Below are 22,630 nucleotides of genomic sequence, written 5' to 3' on the forward strand. Positions count from 1 at the left end.
GTGCGTATCCCCTTCTTCCATTAATCCTTATGTTCATCCTCATTATGTTCATTCAAACGATCTTCCATTGTGCTTATCATTAGTTGTAATAAATCGTTTGCTTCATACTGAGCAGAACGAAATTCTTCCACTATTGGTAATTCATTAATTTCATGTTCTAGCGCTTCAATTTCATTTTCTGATTGTTGATAAGCATGTTGTTTCCCATAATTTTGAAAATTAACAGATTGCTTTTGTTGTTTTTTTAAGCGATTCATTTTACTTTCAATATTACGATTTTCATGAATTTGTTTCTCTATATTTTGATAAGATTTTATAAGATCTAAATTTTGAATTTTACTCGTGAGTTGATCGGCTTGTTTTAAAATATCATCTTTACTATACATTTAATTTGTCACCAATGGTGCATCGTTAAATTCTTTGAATGTACCATTTAATGAATATTGTTTTGTTTCATCAATTTCAACATTTACTAACTTACCGATTGCCTCACGTGGACCTTTAAAGTTAACTAACTTGTTCTTTTCGGTATAACCTGCTAAAACTGTATCATCTTTTTTACTTGAACCTTCACATAGAACAGTTACAGTTTTGCCTTCATATTGATTCATAGCTTTTTCTGAATAATGTCCTACTTTTTTATTTAAACGTTGTAATCGTTCTTTTTTAACGTCTTTAGGAACATTATCTTTCATTTTTGAGGCAGGTGTACCATCCCTTTGAGAGTATAAATACGTATAAGCGTGCTCAAATTGAACTTCGTCATATAGTGATAGTGTCTCTTCAAATTGTTCTTCAGTTTCGTTTGGATATCCAACAATGATATCAGTAGTTAAAGCTACATTAGGTATTGATTTTTTTATTCTATTAACTAGATCTAAATAACTTTCTCTTGTATATTTACGTCCCATAATTTTCAATACAGCATTATTTCCTGATTGCACGGGTAAATGGATATGAGGTACAATATTGCCACCTTTAGCTATTACTTCAATCATTCTATCTGTAAAATCCCATGGGTGACTAGTAGTAAAACGTACTCTTGGAATATCAATTTTGGAAATATCTTCTAATAAATCTCCTAATCCATACTCTAAATCCTTAATATCTTTTCCATATGAGTTTACATTTTGACCAAGCAAAGTTATTTCTTTATAACCATCTCTCGCTAAACCGCGAACTTCTTCAATAATATCTTCTGGTCTACGACTGCGTTCTTTACCTCTAGTAAAGGGTACAATGCAATATGTACAGAATTTATCACAACCATACATAATATTAACCCATGCTTTTGTACTACCTTCACGTACTTTAGGAAGGTTTTCAATAATGTCGCCTTCTTTAGACCAAACTTCGACAACCATTGCTTTAGATAGGTATGCTTCTTCTAAAATTTCAGGTAATTTGTGAATATTATGAGTTCCAAAAATCATATCCACATTTTGGTATGATTTAAGTATTTTATTTACTACTGACTCTTCTTGTGACATACATCCACATACACCAATTAATGCTTCTGGTCTATTCTTTTTTAAATGTTTTAAGTTACCAATTTCACTAAACACTTTATTTTCAGCGTTTTCACGAATCGCACATGTATTTATCAAAATAACGTCCGCTTCGTTGATATCTTCTGTGGCAGTATATCCTAAGGCTTGTAATATTCCTGCCATTACCTCAGTATCATGTGCATTCATTTGGCAGCCATATGTTTTTATTAAGAATGTGCGACCTTTGCCCATCCCTTCAAACTTATCTTCTATATGAAAGTCACGATTATAATTTATATTTTGTTTTCCACGTTTACGTGCTTCTTTTAAACTAGGTGGTTGATAAATTTTTTCGAAATATTTACTATAATCTTTTTCTACTTTTCTATCGCGTTCATCAAGGATATTTATCGTACCAGCTTTTCTTTGTTCTTCGTTCACTTTAAAAAATTCCTTTCTATATGCCCTTATATCATTAGTTAATTATATTAAAATTAATAATAAAGTGCAAAAAGAGTTGAAATAGTTAATAAATTTGTCATTTAAAAAGTGGAATGGGGTGGGATAGAAATAATATTTTTACAATATTTATTTAGATGTAATCTTAGTAAAGCAAGATTGACTAGCATTAAAAAAGCTTGTTATAGTTTTTTTAGATCAGTCAACTACTGCCATTATAAAAAATATAGCCTAAGACACAGATTTATGTCTTAGGCTTATCTCATTTAAACTTTACTTACTCGTTATCAAATTTTCCTGTTAACGTTTCAATTGTGATGCCAGCTGGTACATGGTAGAACTTAACTTGACTTATAATACTCGGACATTCTAATTCAACCATACGTTCATGCAATTTTTGGATTAAAATTAAGCATTCGCTCATATCACCTTGAACTGTGGTCTCAAGTGGGCCAACTCTAAAATGCAATCCAGAATCATCAATAATTTTTATTGCCTCATCTACATAAGGTATAACGTCTTCATTGTTTGGCGTTTTCGGAACGATTTGAATACTCATTAATGTGTCTTGCATTAACAATCACCTCATTCAATATTATTACCTTAATTTTACCACGCCCTTATTTAACTTGCCTTAATTAATTGCCGAGTTAATTGCTTGGCCAAAATCATACATTTTATCATCCCAATTTGATTCATCCATTCTACTTTTACGATTAAACTTATTATTTTTAAATAAAGACTTTCTTAAACTAGATGTTAATTCTATTTGTACCCCAACTTCATTTTTCGTACAATTAACTATATTATCATCTTGAACACCAGACATGTGATTCGGTGCTTCTTTAACTTCTACACCTATTTGATTTAATTCATTAGCAATACGCTCTTTTAATTGATTATCTTTACCACCGATATAAGCAACGTCTTCTTCACCAAGACATCCATGAATTGTCACAGCACGTTCACTAGATTTTACTAAGTTCATTGCGATATCATTATCATAGTTTATAGATGTCACATGCAATTCATTGTTTCCTTTTGTTCGAATACCGTTAAAGACGAAATAATTAAATTGCCCTTCATTAGCAATGACCCTAGCAATTTCAGAAGTGGCTGGTTCAATTCCACCACCATGTATTGCCAAAATCGTTACGTCACTATCTCTATCTTCAGTCATTATCTCCCAATCCTCATTCTCAATTGTCTCATTTTGTAATTCTTTCATAGAATGATATTTATCCATTGTAAAAACCTCTCTTAAGTATAGTGTTATTACTATTCTTTCCCATTTTATAGGTTCTAAAAAGTATTTAAATGATTTTTAACAATGATTACTTAAACTAAAATATTTTAATATTTTCTATACATCATTAAACTATGGTGTTATTATTTTCCATAAAAAATTTAAAGTTATAAAAAAACTCACTTCAAAACTTAAGGCGTTTTAAAGTGAGCTCATACAATTTCTATACAAATTGAGCAGTTAAGTTATTAAAATCTTCTTCTGTTATATGAATATCGCGTTTAGATAATGCACTTTCATTTAATTCTTCAATTTGAGACTCATATGATGGTGTTTCAGTATCTTGATATACAATACCTTTAACTAGTGATTCATGATCTAGAACAGTCTTCATTGCTAATTGTTTATCTGAAGTATCATAGCCTTCGATATCTTCTAAACTAGTTAAATGTTCTTTAAACCAATCATATGTGTTAACTTTGTTGTATGTTACACATGGTGAAAAGACATTTACAAATGAAAAACCATCATGGTTAATCGCATCCTCAATTAGTTTAGTTAATGCTTTAATATCACTAGAAAAGCCTTGTGCTACAAATGTAGCGCCTGATGATAAAGCTAATTCGAGTGGTGCAACATTCTTCTCGATATTACCTTTAGGGGTAGATTTAGTAACAAAACCTACTGCAGATGAAGGCGACGTTTGACCTTTAGTTAAGCCATAAATTTGATTATCCATAACAATATAAGTCATATTCATATTTCGTCTTAAGGCGTGTATGGTATGACCCATACCAATAGCGTATCCATCGCCATCACCACCAGAAGCAATAACTGTTAAATCCTTGTTAGCCATTTTAACACCTTGCGCTAATGGTAAAGCACGTCCATGTATGCCATGTACACCGTATGAATTAATGTAACCAGATAGTCGTCCTGAACAACCTATACCAGTAATAATTGCTACTTCCTCTGGCTCTAACCCTACATTAGCTGCCGCTTTTTGAATAGCTGCTTGAACTGAGAAATCACCACAACCGGGGCACCAATTTGGCTTCACATTATTTCGAAAATCTTTAAATGTAGCCAATTATACCAACTCCTTACTTTCGCTTACTACTTTTTGTCCTTTAGATTCAATTTCATGAGGTAAGAAAGGTGTTCCATCATACTTAATTTGATTTATTAATTTATCTTGAATAGTTGTATTCATTTTAAGGATATTTGAAAGTTGACCTTGATAATTATGTTCAACAACAATAACTCTAGATGCTTTATCGATAGCTTCTTGAATGACATCTTTCGGCATAGGATGTAGTTGTCGAATCTGCATTGTATTTACTTTTATACTTTGAGCATTTAGTCTTTCTGCGCCTTCTTGAATTGCACCTTTACTAGATATGAATCCTATAAATAGAATATCCGCTTCTTCATGATGCTCATCTAACTCAACAGGCTTTTCAATTAGTATATTTGATGTTTTACGCATTCTTTTTTCCATTTGTTGACGTCTATTTTCAGCCGCTTCACTCGGTTTACCTTCTTCATTATGTTCAACGCCAGTTACATGGTGTATGCCACCTTTAACGCCCGGAATTGGTCTAGGTGATATTCCATTTCCTGTTAATGCATATCTTCTAAAGTATTGTTTATCGTCTTCTTCACGTTCAATATCAGATTGTAATAACTCGCCACGATGTATTTGAATTTTATTATAATCTAAGCGTTCGACTGTTTGTTTACCTAACGATAATTGTAAGTCACTCAATATAATTACTGGGCATTGATATTCTTCGGCTAAATTAAAAGCCTCAATAGTTAAATAGAATGCATCTTCAGCATCTGTAGGAGCAACTACTATTTTAGGTATATCTCCATGCGTACCATAAATCATTTGCATTAAATCTGATTGTTCTTGCTTGGTTGGTAAACCTGTAGATGGTCCACCACGTTGAGTATTAATAATGACTAAAGGTGTTTCAGTCATACCTGATAGGCCTATGGCTTCCATCATAAGTGATAAACCTGGACCAGCACTAGCAGTAAATGCTCTGACACCTGCATAATTAGCACCAATTGCCATATTGGCTGCAGCAATTTCATCTTCAGTTTGTACTACCGTACCGCCTACTTTTGGGACGTTTGCAATCATATATTCCATAATTTCAGATGCCGGTGTAATTGGATAAGCAGCCATGAAACGAGAACCAGCTGAAATCGCACCTAATCCAATGGCATCATTACCAATCATATATAAGTGTGGATTCTCTCCAGTCGTTTGTAGTTTGAAGTCTCCTTGTAAATCATTTAATTGTTCTTTCATCAATGTATAACCTTGATTTAGAGCTTCAATGTTCATTTCTACAACTTTTTCACCTTTTTTAGTAAACATATTAGTTATAAGGGTTTCAAATGTTGCAGTATCTAAATCCATGATTGCACATGTTGCTCCTATAGCAACCATATTTTTCATTAATGCAGTACCTAATTCTTTAGCTGTGCTAGTAAAAGGTAATTCAATAAGTTGAGCACGACATTGTTCAGGTTTTGTCGGTTTAGCTTTTGCATCAGCAATAATAATGCTATCTTCACGCATTTCATGATGATTCAATTCAATCGTTTCTTGATCAAAAGCCACTAGAATGTCTAAATCATCACTGATTGCATGTACAGGTGCAGTAGATACTCTAATTTTGTTATTAGTATGTCCACCCTTTATACGACTTGAGAAATGTCTATATCCATATAAATAATAACCTTTACGGTTCATTGCTGTGGCAAAGATTTCTCCAGTCGATTCGATACCTTCACCTTGTTGTCCGCCCACTTTCCATGATATTTGTGATTTCATATCATATGCCTCCTGTGGAATTAATTCATAATAAATCATAACAAAAATAACCACCGTCTTACTATGACAACAGTGGCAATTATTTAAATTCATACTAATGGACTATATTCGTTCATCTATATATTTCTTTTAAATTATTTATTAAATGGATGATCGTCATTAATTAAAATTCTTTCAATTTGCTTTGTTTTTCCATCTTTATCTAAATCTATAATAACACCAGATAGAACACTTCTTCCATCATCCGGCACAACATGACGTTGTGGTAAGCTTGTGATAAATCTCTCTATTACTTCATCACGATTAATACCTAATATACCATCGTAATATCCTGTCATACCAACATCAGTAATATACCCTGTGCCATTCGGTAGTACACGTTCATCTGAAGTCTGAATGTGTGTATGCGTACCAACTACCGCACTTACTCTACCATCTAAATACCATCCCATTGCATTTTTTTCTGATGTCGTTTCTGCATGAAAATCAACAAATATAAAATTAGTCTCCTTTTTAGCCTCTTCAATAAGTTGATCAGCTTTTTTAAAAGGGTCGTCGATATCTTGCATAAATGAACGGCCTTGCAAATTAATAATTGCTAATTTAATATCATTAATTTGAATAAATCTCATGCCTACACCAGGTGCTTCACTTGGAAAATTAGCGGGTCTTACCATTCTGTTTGCATCATCAATAAAGTCATAAATTTCACGTTGACCGTATGTATGATTACCCATCGTCATGAAATCTACGCCATCTCTTAATAATTGTTTATATAACTTTTCAGTTAGACCCTTACCGTGCGCTGCATTTTCAGCATTAACGATACTTACAGTAGGTCTATATGATTGTTTTATTTTAGGTAAATATTCAGCAATCGCATTTCTTCCAACTTTACCTACGATATCTCCAATAAATAATATCCTCATTGAATGTTCATCCTCTCATAAAAATAGTTTAATTCATATAGGTCTATAATAAAAGAGGATATTCATACTCTTTTTAAATTTGATATCTATTTGCTTTAGCATGTATACAACATATGTTAAGATAGGTTTATCAAAAGTAATAGGAGTTGTAAAATTTACATGTCAATTAATATTGATCCAGAGAAGTTTGCAGAATTAGTGGTAAAATCTAATCCATCTAAATCTGAAGATGCAGAAGATATCGCTAAAGAAAGTCTTGAATTATACATCAACGCTTATCGTTTAGCTGAAAGATATTCAAATATTGCTACTAATTGCTATGATACAGCAGAAATAATTTCTGAATTAAGAAAAACAGATTTACAACTTAAATAATATATAAGACTATCAATTAAGGATAAGCATAAACATCAAATAGTTTAAGTTTACAATGAAAATTTATATTAAATGATTGAACTTTGAGTATGTCCTCAATTAGTTTGTACTTTTTGGTTCTAGTCATCTATTTGGAGTGAGACTATGAATTCGTAATGAATTCAATCTCACTCTTTTTTAATGACAACATTTCACCTACTTTATTAAATTCAATTAATAATTGAATTTTAACTGAAAAGAAAACAAAAGAAAAAAACAGACCCAAAATTTGGATCTGTTAAAAACTATTTCGCATACTCTACTGCTCTTGTCTCTCTTACAACTGTCACTTTGATGTGACCAGGATATTGTAATTCATCTTCTATTTGCGTTTTAATGTCTCTAGCCAGTCTGTATGACTTCAAGTCATCTATTTCATCAGGGGAAACAATAACTCTAATTTCTCGACCTGCTTGAATAGCGAATGCTTTTTCTACACCATCATAACCTTCAGAAAGTGTTTCTAAGCGTTCTAATCTACGTATATAGTTTTCAAGCGTTTCTTTACGAGCACCTGGTCTAGCCGCAGATAATGCGTCAGCAGCTGCTACCAGAATTGAAATAATAGAAGTAGGTTCAACATCACCATGATGAGAGTGAATAGCATTAATTACAGTTTCATTTTCTGCATATTTTTTAGCTAATTCAACACCTATTTCTACGTGGCTACCTTCAACCTCATGATCTATCGCTTTACCAACATCGTGAAGTAATCCAGCACGTTTGGCCAAGCTAACATCTTCTCCTAGTTCAGCAGCTAGCATTCCAGATAAATGCGCCACTTCAATAGAATGTTTCAAGACGTTTTGACCATAACTAGTTCTATAATTTAGACGACCTAAGACTTTAACTAAGTCTGGGTGCATATTATGAACATTGATTTCGAATGTTGCTTGTTCACCAGCATCTCTAATAATGTCATCTACTTCTTTTCTAGCTTTATCTACCATTTCTTCAATTCTGCCTGGATGGATGCGCCCATCTGAGACTAAATTAACTAATGCTGTACGCGCGATTTCACGTCTAATTGGATCAAAACCAGATAAAATAACCGCTTCTGGTGTATCATCAATGATTAAATCAATACCTGTTAATGTTTCTAAAGTTCTAATATTTCTACCTTCTCTACCAATGATACGACCTTTCATCTCATCATTTGGTAAATTAACTACTGAAACTGTTGATTCAGTTGTATGGTCAGCAGCTAATCTTTGAACGGTAGTAGCTAATAATTCTTTTGCTTTTTTATCAACTTTTTCTTTAGCTTCTTTCTCTTTTTCTTTAACAAGTACTGCAATATCTTGTGACAGTTCTTCTTCAACCCTTTGAAGTTGTTCATTTACAGCTTCTTCTTGAGTGAGACCGGAGATGCGTTCTAATTCTTGTTCATGCTTCATTATTAATGTCTGAACACTACTCTCTTTTGCATCTACTTGTTGTTGTCTTTCTTCAAGTTTAGATTCTTTTTGTTCTAAAATCTCATCTTTTTTATCGAGAAGATCAGATTTTCGATCTAAATTTTCCTCTTTTTGAAGAAGTCGGGCTTCTTGTCTTTGAAGCTCACCACGTCTTTCACGTAGTTCTGATTCAGTTTGTTCTCTTATGATTTGGTTTTCTTCTTTTGCCTCTAATAATTTTTCCTTTTTGATATTATCAGCTTCTTTTTGACCTTGCTTGATAATATCATCAGCAGTTTGTCTAGCTTGTAATTGCTTTTGATGCAATAAATTTCGGGCTACAAAATACCCCACAACAACCCCTAGAATAATCCCCAGCAAAATGAGTAGGAGGTTTAATAAATTCACATAAACACCTCCTTTTTCTAGGTATTTGCTTTGTATATCAAAATCTCTTTATGATTTTTATAAATGTATAATAATTATACATATTAATTGTACGTTTATTAACTTGTTAGTGTCAAGATATGAAATTGCACTGTATTTCGAATTTACATATATTACTTACTATATGTAAGTTTATATAAAAACAAAAATCCTACTACAATGTTAAGTGATAAAAACTGCCTCCTAGTATTTCATTTATTCAATGCTTAATACTGGGGTAGCTTATCAAATGTAGCAGGCTTATTTCATATAATAAAAGTGAATTTTAGTGAACTGACGTATTTTACTAAAACTTTATCGCTATATAGTTAGCGAAATATTCACTTCAATAATTAAAATTGTAAATACTATTCTTCATCGAATAAGGTTTGCGGTGCATCTTCTTCTTTTTCATCAACATCTCCATCGAAAATACCGAGTTTTTCTCGTAACTTACGATCGATTTCTTCTTTAACTTGAGGATTTTCCTTAAGGTATGTTTTTACATTTTCTTTACCTTGACCCATTCGATCACCATTATATGAGTACCATGCACCTGATTTATCTACGATGTCATTTTCAACACCAAGATCAATCAATTCACCTTCTTTAGAGATACCTTGACCATACATAATATCTACTTCAGCGACTCTAAAAGGTGGTGCAACTTTGTTTTTGACAACTTTAATTTTAGTTCTGTTACCAACAATTTCTTGGCCTTGTTTTAACTGCTCAGCACGACGAACTTCTAAACGAACAGAACTATAGAATTTTAATGCACGTCCACCAGGTGTAGTTTCTGGGTTACCAAACATTACACCAACTTTTTCACGAATTTGATTAATGAAAATGGCTGTTGTATTTGATTTTGAAATTGCACCAGATAATTTACGTAACGCCTGTGACATTAAGCGAGCTTGAAGTCCTACATGCGTATCGCCCATTTCACCTTCAATTTCTGCTTTAGGTGTTAATGCAGCAACAGAGTCAACTACTACAATATCAACCGCACCACTTCGAACGAAAGCTTCAGCAATCTCTAAACCCTGTTCACCATGGTCTGGTTGTGATAGATACAAATTATCAATATCTACACCTAATGCTTCTGCATATACCGGATCAAGTGCGTGTTCGGCATCGATAAATGCAGCAACGCCACCGTTCTTTTGTACCTCTGCAATAGCATGTAAAGCTACTGTTGTTTTACCAGAACTTTCTGGTCCATAAATCTCTATAATTCTACCTTTAGGATATCCACCTACACCTAGTGCGTTATCTAATGTAACTGAACCACTTGAAACACTTGAAACACGGCGTCCTTTATTATCGCCTAGTTTCATAACGGCACCTTTACCGAATGATTTTTCCATATTTTTTATAACTGTATCTAAAGCTTTTTGACGATCATTATCCAAAGCGAAACCTCCTATTAATGAGTTAATCATCGTATTAATATCTTAATTAATACTATACATTCAATTGAATCTAATTACAAGCATTTTGCGAATATTTGTTCGCTTTTAACAATGCTAGACAAGATAAAATCGAACAAACGTACTAAATGAATACTCTAGTTTTCAAAAATAATAACTATTTAAACCAATTTATTAACTTTATCATGGCATAATTTTGACTTCTGCTTTTTAAAATATTTCGTTTTAGAGGCATTTTAAATGTCTCATATTTAAACACACTGTCATCATAGTATCCAAGATAAACTTGTTCTTGATCGTGTAATAACGCTATACCCCAATCAGTTTTATATAAATCTTTTACATATTGAGATACATATTTTAATTTATCTAGAATATCATCAAAATCAGAAACAAAGACTGATGAATCAGGTAGTTGTCCTTTCAAAAAATGATTTAAATCTTGGTTTTTCAAACGTGTATATAGTGCACCATTGGTCACGCCATCATATATGCTGAAACTTTTATTTATAATATTCATTAATGCCTGTTCAATAACGATATCATCCGAACCGTAATAATAGTCACCTATTCTTGCAAGAATCTTCTCTTTAGTAGGTGCAATTAACTTTTTGCATTCATTTTCTGTATTTGCATTAGCAGTTAATCTAATATAAACTTCATGCGTACCAGCTAATGGAGCAATGGTTGGATTATCTTGACTATCAATTAAATCCATTAACTCTGTTTCAACTTTAGATTCTCCAATTCCAGCGAATCTTAATTGTTCTGAGTGTATAACTCTATCTTCATCCATTAAATAAGGTAATAACTCATTCTTTGCCATTGGTTGCATTTCACTTGGTGGGCCAGGTAATAAAATGACTTTCTTATCTTCATATTCCACAAACATACCAGGTGCCATCCCATAATTGTTTTGTAATACTTTTGCACCTTCAATAACCAAAGCTTGTTGCTTATTATTGGGTGTCATTTCTTGTCCTTGTTCTTTAAAATAATTCTCAATATATTCTAATGCATTTGTATCTGTCACAAGATTTTTACCAAGCACTTTCGCAACAGTATGCTTTGTTAAGTCATCTTTTGTAGGTCCTAATCCCCCAGTAAATACAAGTGTATCAAAACGTTTTAACCCCTCTTTGATAACATACTCTAATCTTTGAGGATTATCGCCAATCACAGTATGTTCGACAACACTTTTACCAATACTATTAAATAATCTTGATAAATATTGTCCATTCGTATTAGCAATTTGTCCTAATAATAACTCAGATCCAACAGCTATTATTGAAATATTCATGTCCATTTATCCCCCTAACGATAATTCTTGCACAACATCTATCATTATAATGCAAAATATGACATTTATTCTAAAAATTGAACTAAAAAACCAAGAATAAATAGGAATAGAATTATTTTTCTATCACTATCATTCTTGGTTATATTTCACTAATTTAATGTTTGAAAACATCTCTACCTTTATAAAAGTATTCAATACCAGATAAAATTGTGAATAAAACACCTATATAAAGTAATACTTGTCCAATTTGGATGCCTATCCATGTTGCTAATAAATCACCTAATAAAATCCAAATAATTGCAACCATAGTCACAGCAGTTTTAATTTTACCTAATTGACCAGCAGCACTAACAAACCCTTGTTCAATCTGTAATAGACGTAATCCTGTAACAGCAAATTCACGTGCAATTATAATGATTGCTACTACTGAATTTGTAAGTCCTAATTGAACCATAACAATTAATGCACTGGAAACTAGCAATTTGTCAGCTAGTGGATCTAAGAATTTACCCATATTAGTTACAAGTTGCCATTTTCTAGCTAAGTACCCATCTAGGAAATCACTTAAAGAAGCTACAATGAAAATGATAGCAGCAATAAGTTGTTCAATACGGATTTCAAATCCACCTAAAATAGATACATTGCCAAATCCAAAGTTTACTAGAGCAAATAATATGAAAACCGGAATTAGTATTACTCTGAAAACCGTAATTTGATTTGGAATATTCATGTTAAAGCCTCATTTCTAAATTTATCTCTCATTTTATAATAGTAACACAGCTAAGACCCATAAGATAAAAGTTATTACAATAATGCCACCAATAATTATCATTAATTGTAAAGGTTCTTTACTCTTAGTACGATATGTAGGCGCATCATCATTATGATATCTGTATAAAAGCTCATTCAATTGATGTTGACTATCTGGTATTTCCTCTTGATGCGCTTGAATCAGTTGTTGTGAATCAATATTTACCACACTCGCATAACGTCGAATAAAACCCTCTGCGTAATCAACTTTAGCTAATTTATCAAACTGATTTTGTTCGATTAATTTCAACGTATCACGTTTAATTTGAGTGCGCTCTTCTAATTCTGCTAACGTCATTCCTAGCCTTTCACGTCTACCTTTTAATGTTTCACCAATTGTCTTCACTTCTAAAAGCCTCCACAACCACTATTCAAAAAATCCAAATCCTCCGCCAAACATGTCTTCTCCAAAGTCTAGCGTGTTTTTACTTTTAACTGTTTGTTGTTTCATTTGATCATATTCAATTTCTTGATTTTCATTTTCTCTTAATTCAATAATATAATCAAAATCATCCATGCTATAATTACCCGATTCCACAAATAAATCTGGATGTTCAACCACTTTGATTGATGGTAAGGTCATTACTTCTCGCACTAATTCTTGATGCTTAGGGTTTGATTCTCTAGCAGTGACAGCGCCATCAATAATATAAACATGGTTAGAATCATATTCTCCTTTAATAAGAGAGCTTCGTACAGTTTGCTTAATCAATGTAGAACTAATAAATAACCATCGCTTATGCGCACATACACTTCCTGCTACGATTGATTCTGTTTTTCCGACACGCGGCATACCTCTGATACCAATTAATTTATGACCTTCCTCTTTAAATAGTTCAGCCAAAAAATCTACCAATAAACCTAAATCTTCACGTTCAAAACGAAAAGTTTTTTTATCATCGGCGTCTTGTTCAATATAACGTCCATGTCTAACAGCCAATCTATCACGTAATTCAGGTACTCTTAATTTAGTAATTTCTATCTCACTAAGCTCATTGATTATATGTTCAAAGCGATTAACTTTCTCAAGACTGTCCGTTTTAATTAATAAACCCCGTCGACCTTGATCAACCCCATTAATCGTAACGATACTTATACCTAACATACCAAGTAAACTCGAAATATCACCCAGTAAACCTGCTCGGTTAACTGTGATTTCATATTCAAGATACCATTCTTTCTTTTCGGCTACTGTCATCAATATCCGCCCCTTGTTTTAAATGGTAACCTACCATCGGAATATTAAAATTAGTAATCATATTATAGCATTTAGAACTTGGTTCAAAAATCTTTTTTTACTGTGTAAGGGAAATTTACTATAGCTAATAGAGTAGTGACGTTAAATGCTATCACATCCTCAATTGTCACAACTTAAATATACCAAGCACCGTTTACTTTTTGGACAGTTCCAGTAATACTTTTCGCCAAAGGATTCCATAGATAAGCACACGTATGCGCAATTTCACAAGGATTAATCATTCTTTGCTGAGGCAATTCTGCTAATATAGCTTTCAATTCATCTGAATTAAAAACTTGTGACATATTTCCACTTACAAAACCAGGGGTGATAGCATTAACAGTGACATTAGTCATCGCTAATTCTTGACTTAGCGCTTTGACGAAACCGATTTGTGCACTTTTCATTGCCGAGTAAATTGTTTCCATACTCGCACCTGTTTCACCCCAAATGGATGAAATAACAATAATTCGACCAAACTCACTTTGACGTATTAAGTCTATAAAATAACGACAACATCTAATTAACTGCTTAACATGAATGTTATAGCTAAGATCAATATCTTTATCTGACATATCTTGCAATAAGCCATACAAAGCTGTACCACTACTGTATATCAAACAATCTAAATGTTTGATGTGAGCAAACGTAGTTTCCAAATCAATATTTTGCGTTAAATCAACTTGTATAAATTCGACTGCTTTGCCTTTGTACTTATCTTGTAATGCTTTTAAATCTGATTGAAAATATTGAATAATTACTTCATTACCTTCTTCTAATAAACGCTCTACAATTGCTGTTCCAATAGTGCCTGACCCACCAAGTACTAACGCTCTCATTAAGCTTTAGGCTCCAATCGACTATCAACCATATTATTGATATTTAAAAATTTAGATGCAGTTTCGTTAATACTATCTAATGTTATATTATCTATAATATCTAACATATCGAATACACTGACGCCCTCAAAGTATAATTTAGAATATTGATTTGCAATATATTCAGGAGAATTTAAACTTGAAATAAATTCCCCAATAAATTGTTTTTTCAACAATTCAAATGCTTCTTGATCATCAAGATTACCACAATACTTGTTTAGCTCTCTTAACAACACTTCTTTTAACTTATCTGGATATTGCGTTGCACTGGTGATAATTGAAAAACAATATGTAGGTTCGAGTACAAATTGATATCCAAAAGATTCGTCTATTAAATCTTCATTTAATAAAGTCTGATAAAATTCAGTTTCTTCACCAAATATTAATTCGAAAAATAGTGTCATTTCTAAATCATGTTGTACGTATTCATGTGGTGAAGCTTCAGTTGGTTCATTTTTAAAACCTAACATTAATCTAGGAGATTGTAATTTCATTTCTTCTGAAACAAAAGGTGTTATAACATTTGTTGGTTCATCAACAGTTGCTCGTTCAATGCTAGACTGATTCGTTTTATCCCTTTTATTTTCATGAGTTTCAACTATGTCACGTATGTTTTCAGGATTGACATCTCCAACGACAAATAACACCATATTTGATGGATGATAAAATGTTTCATAACATAAATATAAATCATCTTTAGTAATGTTATAAATGCTTTCAACGCTTCCTGCTATATCAACTTTAATAGGGTGATTTTGATACATAGCACGTAAAGTATTAAACATAATTTTATAACCAGGTTGCTCCTGATACATCTTTATTTCTTCAGCAATAATACCTTTTTCTTTATCTACCGTTTCCTTAGAAAAGAAAGGCGTTTCAACCATTTCTAATAATCTTAAAATATTCCTTTCAACATTATCTGTTGCACTGAACAGATAGCTAGTGCGATCAAAACTAGTAAATGCGTTTACTTGAGCATTATCATTGGCAAATGCAGTGAATAAATCTTCAGTATCATCTTTCTCAAATAACTTATGCTCTAAAAAGTGAGCGACACCATCTGGCACGGTCACAAAATCATTTTGATTATGAGGTTTGAAAGTATTATCAAGAGAGCCAAATTGAGTAGTATACGTTACAAATGTCTTTTGGAATCCTTTTTTTGGGATAACAAATAAACGTAAACCATTAGTTAATTCATGTTCAAAAACACGTTCATCAATCAATTCATAGTATGTTTCCCTCATTAAGAATGATCCCCCTTTGTAAGTACATATATCGTATCTAGTTCTGCTTTATTAGCCATTGATATCACATCATCCTTTGTTACTTTTTGAATGTGATCTATGTAGCTTTCGTCTGTTTGTTTATAATCTAACAGTAGTTGATTTTGCATGACCTCGATGATACTTTTAGGTCGATCGGTTATTTCGTGCCTATGAGAAATGATAATTTTTTTAGCAAGTTCTAATTTATCTATATCAAATTCACCGCGTTTAAACTTATCAAACTCCTCTAAAATTGTATCTTTAGCAAATTCATATTTATCTGCTGAAACACCGCTTAATACAAAAAGATAACCGTTTTTACTATCTAATTGAGAGTGTATTGAATATGCTAGACTTTGCTTTTCACGCACTTCATTAAATAATGCAGATGATGGATCGCCACCGAACATCGTGTTTAATACAACCAATGCATAATAATCATTTGCCCCGAATCGTGTTGGAAAACGATAACCCATATTTAATTTAGCTTGATCAACTTCATCTTCTTCAACTATATATTGTGTTTCTGAACATGAATCTTTTAAATTAAGTTGATTAGTTTTCGCTATTTTAAATGGATTAATCGTAAATTTAGATTGAATTAATTGTTTAACTTCTTGTTTATTTACGTTACCTACTACATAAATAGAACATAGGTCATTACTAATCATGTTTTGATATGTATTATATAAATTTTCAGGTGTGATTGTACTAATTTTTTCAATCTGACCTGTCGCTAAATGACGATAAGGTTCATCTTTAAACATATATTTTAATAAATTCAAGAAAGAATATTGTGCTTTATTATCAATTACAGCTTCAATTTTCTTTGATAATAATGATTTTTCTTGATTTACAAACGTTGTGTTAAAGGCATTATTCTCTATAAGTGGATTCATTATCACTTCATATAGTACATTTAATCCTTTTTCAAATAAGGGTGTTGAATCTTTTAAATAGCGTTCGTTAACTATTTCTAACGAGATAGTGATAACATGTTTATCTTTAAATTTTGAGACAAAACTATGTATGTATGCACCATATAGTTCAGATAGATGTTTACTAAATACTTTATCCGTGGACCATTTTTTTGTAGCACGTATTAACAACTTGCTTAACAATGATCGTGCTGTAATAGTTTCATATTCTAAAGGTGCCATAAATTTAAAGGTAATCAAAGTTGTCTTAAATTTATCTGTAGGTAACACATCAATATGTATTTGATGCTCATTATTAGTTTGTTGTTCTAACATTCATCCACACTCCTTAATATTGTTTCTATATTTTTGTACGCGTCAATTTAAATTTAACTAGACTGCTTTTCACATAATTTAATGAGTATAAAATAGGTTTACCCATTTCGTCATAATGTACAACCTTTAATAGCATTAAACCTTCATGTGGAGATGCGTTTAGAATATCAGAAATATGTGGTTCATAACTAATGGCTTCAACCTCTGTTTCAGCTGAAGCGACTTTATGTCCCGTATTAGTCTCTATTGCATTTAACATAGAACCATCGCTCACTTGATAATCTGCACATGTTAGATAATCTTCTGCGATTTTATCTAAACAATAAATTACTGGTTGGTGGTTGGCAGTACGCAGTCGTTCAATGATTGTAATAGGTTGTTTATCATTGATACCTAACATTTGTGCATCCAGTATAGAGGCAGGTTGTTGCTCTAAACTTAAATATTCCGTGCTTGAGTGGTAGCCAGCTTCTTTAATCATATCGTTGATGCTAAATAATTTATTCAATGGATAGAAGAAGGGGTGCAATGTTTTTACGCTTGGTCCTTCTTCAAAGTTATCTGTCAAGACTTGTTCAGTTATGAGTCCACCAATCGCTTCATAGACATCATCAGTTTTTACATTTAATTCTCTAGCAATCGATAAATTGCTAGGTAATTTATCACCAGGTTTTAAAGATTGTTCTTTAATCTGCTTAAGAATATATTCTTTCACTTTAAAAGCTGAGTTTAACTCTGTCATCATTTACACCTCTTCATCATCTAAATTTACTAATACTTGTCTAGGTTTACTACCCTTTTGTGGGCCGATAACTTGGTTACGTTCCAAATCGTCCATTAATCTAGAAGCTCGATTATAGCCAATCCTAAATTGTCGTTGCAATAGTGAAGTACTAGCTTTCTGTTGTTCAATTACAAATATATATGCATCTTCATATAAAACGTCTTCACTCTTCATTTCTGATTTATCTACTGGCGCATCTGGTTCCATTTCTTTCACATAATTTGCTTTTTGTTGTTCAACAACATAGTTAACTACATCTTGCACTTCTTGATCACTTAAGAATGCACCTTGTACACGCGTTTGAGCTGATTCACCATTTCCTACATATAGCATATCACCTTTACCAAGTAATTTTTCAGCTCCACCAGAGCCTATAATTGTTCTAGAGTCAGTTTGAGAACTTACTGCGAACGCAATACGTGATGGTATATTATTTTTGATTATACCAGTGATTACATCTACAGATGGTCTTTGAGTAGCAACAATTAAATGAATGCCTGCTGCTCTAGCCATTTGAGTGATACGTTGAATTGCGTTCTCTACTTCTTTACCTGCAACCATCATTAAATCAGCTAACTCATCTACAATGACTACTATATAAGGTAATTCTGCTTGTTTTTCATCAAGTTCTTCATTCTGACGGCGTATAAATTTATTATACCCTTCAATATTACGTGTAGATGAATGCTGGAATAAATCATATCGTCGTTCCATTTCAGCAACTACCTTCTCTAATGCTTGAGAAGCTTTGTGTGGATTTGTAACTACCGGTATTAATAAATGGGGCACCCCATTATAAACATTTAATTCCACCATTTTAGGATCAATTAACATAAGTTTAACTTCATGAGGTTTTGCATTTAAAAGAATACTAGTAATAATGCCATTGATACATACTGACTTACCACTACCAGTTGATCCTGCAACTAATAGGTGGGGCATTTCATTTAATTGAATTGTCATTGGTTCACCAGAAATATCTCTACCAAGTCCAACTTCCAGCTTATTACTCGCTGGGAATTTAGATTCAAGAACTTCTTTAAGCGTAACTAAAGAAATCTTATCGTTTGGTACCTCTATACCAACAGCTGATCGACCTGGAATTGGTGCTTCAATTCGTACATCTTTCGCTGCCAAAGCGAGTGCAATATCATTATGCAAATTAACAATTTTACTAACCTTAACTCCTTGGGCTGGTTGGATTTCATATTGTGTAACAGCTGGACCAATTTTAATTTGCTTAACTTTTGCATTTACACCAAAATTTTTCATTGTTGATTCGAGTATCTGGCCTTTACGTTGAACTTCAGACTTAGATGTAGATTGTTGCTTAGCTGGCTGATTAAGTAATGATAATGGAGGAATGTGATATGCCACATTTGACTCTTCACCAGCTTCGGAAATTGTTCCATTCATTTGATGATTATCATTTGAATTCGACTCTGGTAAATTTTCATCCTCTAGATTTGTTTCATCGTTACTACTATTCTCTTTATCAATATCTTCACTATTTAAACCAAAACGTATTTTCTTACGTTTATTAGTAGTTGTTTGTTTACTTTCTTGCGATTCACTATGTCCATATATAGGAATATCTTCTGGTTCAGTACTAACTTCAGGGAAATCACTAACATCTTTGATTTGTGCTGACTCAAGTTGTTCTTGTTCTAATTGATGTTGTCGTAGGCGTTCACGCTCTTCTTCTTTTTCACGTTGACGTTCTTCTTTTTTAAGTTTGTTTTGTTCTCTTTTTACTTTGAAATTAGATGATGCACTTTGACTTGAGTTTCTCATTTTATCAATTGATGCTTTAACAACATCTCTATGTCTAAGTTTAAGCAATAAAATAATACTAGAACTTAATAAAATTAATGTAAGAATGATGACACCGGCAATTGAAATGAGTGGAATAAATATTTTAAGTAAATAAAATCCTATTAATCCCCCACCAAAATTCGGAAAATGACTATGTTCATAAGCCTTATAGACATAGGATAAAACAGGTTCTCTTTCAGATACTACACCTTTTTGAAAATGATAAATAATTTGTGTTGTAATTAATAAGACAAATTGTAATGATATTAACCCAAAAGTCCGTCTTGTTTTAGGAAATTTCTTCTGCATTGCAATATAGACTGTAATCAAACTTAGTAATATGTATGTTAAATAGCGACTCATTCCAAACAAATAATTGAAAAAGCTATCAATCATTCGACCAACAATTCCTAATTGAAACATTCCCAAAACCGACGAAATGACTATAATGATTGCAACGATATAGCGAATTGAGCTATCTTTTTTCTGTTGCTTTTTCTTAGTCGATTTACGAGCTGTTGCACCCTTTTTACGAGTTGTTGTTTTTTTCTTAGTTTGTGGCAAAATAGTACACCTTCTTTATTTATCACTTAGTATTTCTTTTTATACAAATATTTATAGTATTCCGATATGTATTAATAGTATTTTTAAAAGTATGAAAGAGGTTGGAACAATACCAACCACATTTAGACTTATCGTCATAAACTAAAGTGAATAATTTAAGTAATGAGTTTACATAACCTTTTAAATTATTACACAACTGTGATGTTGTCCCGACCTCTTTTGGATTGTATATATCTTAAATTTCTGAAATAACTGGAATAATCATTGGACGACGTTTTGTACTTTCAAATAGTAATTTACTGATTTGATCTCGCATATTCTGTTTGATGTCAGACCACTCAATACGTTTCTCTTGAAGACCTGCTTCAACAATTTCACGAACCTTATCTTCTGCTTCCTTCATTAGTTCTTCACTTTCACGAACGTATACAAAGCCACGTGATTGAATTTCAGGACCAGCAGCAATTCGTCTATTTTTCGGATCCAATGTAACAACTGCAATAAAAATACCATCTTCTGCAAGTAAATGACGATCTCTCAATACGATATTACCGACATCTCCTACACCAATACCATCGATAAGAATATTGCCAGAATTAACTTTCTCGTTTAATACCATATCTTTACCGTCGTAATGAATAACGTCTCCCTTTTCGACTAAGAAAATTTTCTCCGGCGCCACACCAGATTCGTTAGCCAATTTAGCATGCGCAATTTGCATTTTAAATTCACCTTGAACAGGGATAAAGTATTCAGGTTTCATAATATTAATCATCATTTTTAATTCTTCCATGCAACCATGACTAGATGCATGAATCTTTTTATTGTTAGGAATAATATATGCACCTGCGCGCACTAATTCATTCAGTGTATCAGCAATGATAACTTCCATATTAGCTGATGCTGTAATTGCTAAGTATACTGAATCGCCTTCTTCAATATTCATTATTTTGTGTTTCTGTTGGGCCATTTGGCTCAATGCTTCGATAGGTTCGCCTTCCATGCCAGTGGCAATAATTACGACTTCATTTTTAGGATAATTTCCAACTTCGTTAATAGGGATTAACAAGTCTTTAGGAATGTCAAAATATCCCATTTTACGTGCAATATTAAACGAACTTTCAAGTGAACGACCTAAAAATGAAACTTTACGATTTAATTTGCTTGCAGTGTTCAATACTTGTTGAATTCTAATAAAGTTTGAAGCATAGCATGACACAATTAAGCGTCCTTGTACTTTCGCAAAAGCATCGTAAATGTGCGATTCTATAACATTCTCAGGTGTATTATATCCAGGTTTCTCAGCTTCTGTTGAGTCACTGATTAATGCGAAGACACCTTCTTCACCTATTTCAGCCATACGTTTGATATCTGGGGTGTAATGTCCTTGTAAACTTTGATCAAATTTAAATTCACCTGTATAAACGATTGAACCGTATGAAGTATGAATGCAAATTCCTAAACTATCAGGAATGCTGTGTGTAGTGTTAAAGAATGTAATATTAACATTTTTAAATCTCATTACTGAATCATGATTTACAGTATAATAACGTACTTTCTTTTTAACATTACGTGACTTCATATTTTCTTTAACAAGTGCTAACGTTAATTTAGAGCCATATACTGGTGCATCAATTTGTTCTAAAATGTAGCTAACTGCACCAATAGCGTGTTCATGACCATGGCTTAGAAAGATACCTTTTAGTTTTTCTTTATTTTCAATGACATATTGAATGTCAGGAATTACAATATCTACACCTAACATTTCATCTTCTGGGAACATTAACCCCGCATCTAACATAAACATTTCATCGTCTACTTCAACGATATACATATTTTTTGCGATTTCGCCGACACCACCAAGTGGAATGATGCGAATATCGTCATTCTTTTTTTTCACTAAACTCAAAATGTTACCTCCTATTATAAAATCCCCGTCCATATAAACTCATAATTTATTATAGTTTAATTTATGTTGGATGTACACTATTAAAGTATTTCTTGAGGCATTATAGTAACAATCGAATTTAGTATTAGATATTATATAATTCTTAATTTTAATGATTCTTATAA

General features: G+C 32.3%; 20 protein-coding genes. 1 reads left to right on the plus strand and 19 read right to left on the minus strand.

Annotated features, from left to right (window positions below; all coding sequences use genetic code 11):
* Nucleotides 1–20: 20 nt before the first annotated feature.
* From HMPREF2737_RS01470 to HMPREF2737_RS01500, 7 genes are all read right to left on the minus strand, one after another.
* A complete protein-coding gene (locus HMPREF2737_RS01470; RefSeq protein ID WP_037551597.1) occupies nt 21–386 on the minus strand; it encodes a YlbF/YmcA family competence regulator in 366 nt (121 codons plus the stop codon).
* On the minus strand, nt 387–1,931 hold the full coding sequence (gene miaB, locus HMPREF2737_RS01475; protein WP_037551598.1) for a tRNA (N6-isopentenyl adenosine(37)-C2)-methylthiotransferase MiaB: 1,545 nt from the start codon (nt 1,929–1,931) through the stop codon (nt 387–389).
* Nucleotides 1,932–2,226: 295 nt separating this feature from the next.
* Entirely contained in the window at nt 2,227–2,523 is a 297-nt protein-coding gene (locus HMPREF2737_RS01480; RefSeq protein ID WP_037551599.1) for a thiamine-binding protein, read from the minus strand.
* A gap of 60 nt (nt 2,524–2,583) precedes the next feature.
* Complete coding sequence (locus tag HMPREF2737_RS01485; protein ID WP_037551600.1) at nt 2,584–3,195, minus strand: poly-gamma-glutamate hydrolase family protein; 612 nt, start codon at nt 3,193–3,195, stop codon at nt 2,584–2,586.
* A gap of 223 nt (nt 3,196–3,418) precedes the next feature.
* Nucleotides 3,419–4,285 (minus strand): 2-oxoacid:ferredoxin oxidoreductase subunit beta, encoded by an 867-nt coding sequence (locus HMPREF2737_RS01490; protein ID WP_037537287.1) that lies wholly within the window; start codon nt 4,283–4,285, stop codon nt 3,419–3,421.
* A complete protein-coding gene (locus tag HMPREF2737_RS01495; protein WP_037551601.1) occupies nt 4,286–6,046 on the minus strand; it encodes a 2-oxoacid:acceptor oxidoreductase subunit alpha in 1,761 nt (586 codons plus the stop codon). It lies immediately after the preceding gene.
* Nucleotides 6,047–6,180: 134 nt separating this feature from the next.
* Nucleotides 6,181–6,975: a TIGR00282 family metallophosphoesterase gene (locus HMPREF2737_RS01500; protein WP_011275911.1), complete on the minus strand. Its 795-nt coding sequence runs from the start codon at nt 6,973–6,975 to the stop codon at nt 6,181–6,183.
* A gap of 159 nt (nt 6,976–7,134) precedes the next feature.
* Between HMPREF2737_RS01500 and HMPREF2737_RS01505 the strand changes: the two genes are divergently transcribed.
* Complete coding sequence (locus HMPREF2737_RS01505; protein ID WP_037537291.1) at nt 7,135–7,350, plus strand: hypothetical protein; 216 nt, start codon at nt 7,135–7,137, stop codon at nt 7,348–7,350.
* A 284-nt stretch (nt 7,351–7,634) separates the two neighbouring features.
* Here the strand turns inward: HMPREF2737_RS01505 and rny are convergent, their stop codons facing one another.
* The 12 genes from rny to rnjB all read right to left on the minus strand — a co-directional run bounded on the left by rny (nt 7,635) and on the right by rnjB (nt 22,466).
* On the minus strand, nt 7,635–9,194 hold the full coding sequence (gene rny, locus HMPREF2737_RS01510; RefSeq protein ID WP_011275913.1) for a ribonuclease Y: 1,560 nt from the start codon (nt 9,192–9,194) through the stop codon (nt 7,635–7,637).
* Between the two features lie 386 nt (nt 9,195–9,580).
* Nucleotides 9,581–10,627: a recombinase RecA gene (gene recA, locus HMPREF2737_RS01515; RefSeq protein WP_037551602.1), complete on the minus strand. Its 1,047-nt coding sequence runs from the start codon at nt 10,625–10,627 to the stop codon at nt 9,581–9,583.
* Between the two features lie 175 nt (nt 10,628–10,802).
* Nucleotides 10,803–11,945: a CinA family nicotinamide mononucleotide deamidase-related protein gene (locus HMPREF2737_RS01520; protein WP_037551692.1), complete on the minus strand. Its 1,143-nt coding sequence runs from the start codon at nt 11,943–11,945 to the stop codon at nt 10,803–10,805.
* A gap of 154 nt (nt 11,946–12,099) precedes the next feature.
* Nucleotides 12,100–12,675 (minus strand): CDP-diacylglycerol--glycerol-3-phosphate 3-phosphatidyltransferase, encoded by a 576-nt coding sequence (pgsA, locus tag HMPREF2737_RS01525; protein WP_037551603.1) that lies wholly within the window; start codon nt 12,673–12,675, stop codon nt 12,100–12,102.
* 33 nt (nt 12,676–12,708) lie between these two features.
* Entirely contained in the window at nt 12,709–13,101 is a 393-nt protein-coding gene (locus HMPREF2737_RS01530; protein WP_037551606.1) for a helix-turn-helix domain-containing protein, read from the minus strand.
* Between the two features lie 21 nt (nt 13,102–13,122).
* A complete protein-coding gene (locus tag HMPREF2737_RS01535; RefSeq protein ID WP_037551607.1) occupies nt 13,123–13,953 on the minus strand; it encodes a YmfK family protein in 831 nt (276 codons plus the stop codon).
* 173 nt (nt 13,954–14,126) lie between these two features.
* Nucleotides 14,127–14,831 carry an elongation factor P 5-aminopentanone reductase gene (gene ymfI / locus HMPREF2737_RS01540; RefSeq protein WP_037551608.1) on the minus strand — a complete coding sequence of 235 codons (705 nt, stop codon included), beginning with the start codon at nt 14,829–14,831 and terminating at the stop codon, nt 14,127–14,129.
* Nucleotides 14,831–16,120 (minus strand): EF-P 5-aminopentanol modification-associated protein YfmH, encoded by a 1,290-nt coding sequence (gene yfmH, locus HMPREF2737_RS01545; RefSeq protein WP_037551610.1) that lies wholly within the window; start codon nt 16,118–16,120, stop codon nt 14,831–14,833. The genes ymfI and yfmH overlap by 1 nt, the downstream gene beginning before the upstream one ends.
* The gene (gene yfmF / locus HMPREF2737_RS01550) at nt 16,120–17,394 is read right to left on the minus strand and encodes an EF-P 5-aminopentanol modification-associated protein YfmF (RefSeq protein ID WP_037551612.1); all 1,275 of its coding nucleotides are present in this window, start codon (nt 17,392–17,394) and stop codon (nt 16,120–16,122) included. The genes yfmH and yfmF overlap by 1 nt, the downstream gene beginning before the upstream one ends.
* A gap of 25 nt (nt 17,395–17,419) precedes the next feature.
* Nucleotides 17,420–18,136, minus strand: a complete 717-nt coding sequence (locus HMPREF2737_RS01555) for a GntR family transcriptional regulator (protein WP_037551693.1) — start codon at nt 18,134–18,136, stop codon at nt 17,420–17,422.
* Nucleotides 18,137–18,139: 3 nt separating this feature from the next.
* Nucleotides 18,140–20,557: a DNA translocase FtsK gene (locus tag HMPREF2737_RS01560; RefSeq protein ID WP_037551614.1), complete on the minus strand. Its 2,418-nt coding sequence runs from the start codon at nt 20,555–20,557 to the stop codon at nt 18,140–18,142.
* Nucleotides 20,558–20,792: 235 nt separating this feature from the next.
* Nucleotides 20,793–22,466 carry a ribonuclease J2 gene (gene rnjB / locus HMPREF2737_RS01565; protein WP_037551616.1) on the minus strand — a complete coding sequence of 558 codons (1,674 nt, stop codon included), beginning with the start codon at nt 22,464–22,466 and terminating at the stop codon, nt 20,793–20,795.
* Nucleotides 22,467–22,630 lie beyond the last annotated feature (164 nt).

The sequence above is a fragment of the Staphylococcus sp. HMSC069D12 genome (assembly GCF_001810405.1).
Classification (GTDB): Bacteria; Bacillota; Bacilli; order Staphylococcales; family Staphylococcaceae; genus Staphylococcus; species Staphylococcus haemolyticus.

Coding starts and splice junctions, on each gene's coding strand:
- HMPREF2737_RS01470 (WP_037551597.1), bottom strand. CDS start 386: ATGTATAGTAAAGATGATATTTTAAAACAAGCCGATCAACTCACGAGT.
- HMPREF2737_RS01480 (WP_037551599.1), bottom strand. CDS start 2,523: ATGCAAGACACATTAATGAGTATTCAAATCGTTCCGAAAACGCCAAAC.
- HMPREF2737_RS01485 (WP_037551600.1), bottom strand. CDS start 3,195: ATGGATAAATATCATTCTATGAAAGAATTACAAAATGAGACAATTGAG.
- HMPREF2737_RS01495 (WP_037551601.1), bottom strand. CDS start 6,046: ATGAAATCACAAATATCATGGAAAGTGGGCGGACAACAAGGTGAAGGT.
- HMPREF2737_RS01500 (WP_011275911.1), bottom strand. CDS start 6,975: ATGAGGATATTATTTATTGGAGATATCGTAGGTAAAGTTGGAAGAAAT.
- HMPREF2737_RS01505 (WP_037537291.1), top strand. CDS start 7,135: ATGTCAATTAATATTGATCCAGAGAAGTTTGCAGAATTAGTGGTAAAA.
- HMPREF2737_RS01520 (WP_037551692.1), bottom strand. CDS start 11,945: ATGAATATTTCAATAATAGCTGTTGGATCTGAGTTATTATTAGGACAA.
- pgsA (WP_037551603.1), bottom strand. CDS start 12,675: ATGAATATTCCAAATCAAATTACGGTTTTCAGAGTAATACTAATTCCG.
- HMPREF2737_RS01535 (WP_037551607.1), bottom strand. CDS start 13,953: ATGACAGTAGCCGAAAAGAAAGAATGGTATCTTGAATATGAAATCACA.
- ymfI (WP_037551608.1), bottom strand. CDS start 14,831: ATGAGAGCGTTAGTACTTGGTGGGTCAGGCACTATTGGAACAGCAATT.
- yfmH (WP_037551610.1), bottom strand. CDS start 16,120: ATGAGGGAAACATACTATGAATTGATTGATGAACGTGTTTTTGAACAT.
- yfmF (WP_037551612.1), bottom strand. CDS start 17,394: ATGTTAGAACAACAAACTAATAATGAGCATCAAATACATATTGATGTG.
- HMPREF2737_RS01555 (WP_037551693.1), bottom strand. CDS start 18,136: ATGACAGAGTTAAACTCAGCTTTTAAAGTGAAAGAATATATTCTTAAG.